The sequence below is a fragment of the Vibrio sp. 03_296 genome, from assembly GCF_002265885.1.
In genome coordinates, this window is sequence record NZ_NPKW01001151.1 from 1 (window position 1) to 469 (window position 469).

Sequence of the window (469 nt, forward strand, 5' to 3'; positions counted from 1 at the left end):
GAGATACTGCAAGACCCGAAGATTATTCAGAGGATGAACATCAACCGCAATGTCTTGCGCCAACGCCAGCGCTTGATACTTGAGTGGCCCAATGGACGGGATCACTTGAGTCGATGAATAGTTATCATCGAGATACTGAATGATCGCCAATGACTGATTGAGGACCAGCTCCCCATCCACCAACACGGGCACCAGCTCATTGGGATTGAGTGCATGGTACTGTGCTAGATGCTGCTCTCCGCCATTTTTCACTAAATGAATCGAATGGTTTTCATAACAGAGCTGCTTCARKTTAAGCAGATCCTCACGCGATAAGGCGGCAGACGAACGCCAATAACCGTAGAGTTTAAGACTTGTCTCCATACCAACCTCATTTATGCTGATAACGACTCACTTGTTGTTCAATCGCACCAAAAATAGATTGCCCTTGCGCATCGAACATTTCTAAGCGGATAGAATCGCCAAAACG

Annotated in this window: 1 protein-coding gene; it reads right to left on the reverse strand. The window is 46.7% G+C overall.

Going from position 1 to position 469, the window contains the following annotated elements:
• Window positions 1-363, reverse strand: a 363-nt coding sequence (locus CIK04_RS30445; RefSeq protein ID WP_176463483.1) for a glutathione S-transferase N-terminal domain-containing protein, incomplete at its 3' end; no start/stop codon positions are given.
• Window positions 364-469 lie beyond the last annotated feature (106 nt).